Source organism: Curtobacterium sp. P97 (genome assembly GCF_023712445.1).
Classification (GTDB): Bacteria; Actinomycetota; Actinomycetes; order Actinomycetales; family Microbacteriaceae; genus Curtobacterium.
This window is the reverse complement of sequence record NZ_JAMAYF010000096.1, coordinates 1-462: the sequence shown is the minus strand read 5'-3', so window position 1 is coordinate 462 and position 462 is coordinate 1. Positions and strand designations below refer to the sequence as shown.

Sequence of the window (462 nt, the reverse complement as noted above, 5' to 3'; positions counted from 1 at the left end):
CGTCAGTCGCGTGCCACCGTCGGCCATCCGGTGCTAGCACGTCACAACCTCGCTCCTCTGGCTTGCGCCACTCCCATTCGTTGCCTGACATGACGCCGGCGCACAGGCCCGTCACCTCTGACGCGACCCTGTTCGTGTCGTCCAGGTCGAACCACTCGAACCACCCGAAGTCGCCGACCTCAACAACCAGATCCCGATCAATCCCGTCGAAGTAGACGCTGATCGGCGCGCCCTGCACCGTCGGCCGGAGCGAGGTGGTCCATCCGTGATCCACCCACGAGTCTTCGGCGTCCGGGTTGAAGTTCTCATCGGCGCCGAAGCTGTGGGTGACCGTGACCAGATCCCCGTAGGGAGCAGCTAGTGCTTCGAGGTCCAGACGCAGCTCTCTGACCACAGAGGGCCGGTCCCCCTCGTGGGCGATTCCGTCGCTGGAGGCTTCTTCGGCCATAGCCTTATCCTGCC

At 64.5% G+C, this 462-nt stretch carries 1 protein-coding gene; it reads right to left on the bottom strand.

The genetic code is table 11. The features are described from left to right. Positions 1 to 448 (bottom strand): hypothetical protein (locus M3677_RS17130; protein ID WP_251161154.1); only part of this gene is annotated, 448 nt, incomplete at its 3' end. Positions 449 to 462 lie beyond the last annotated feature (14 nt).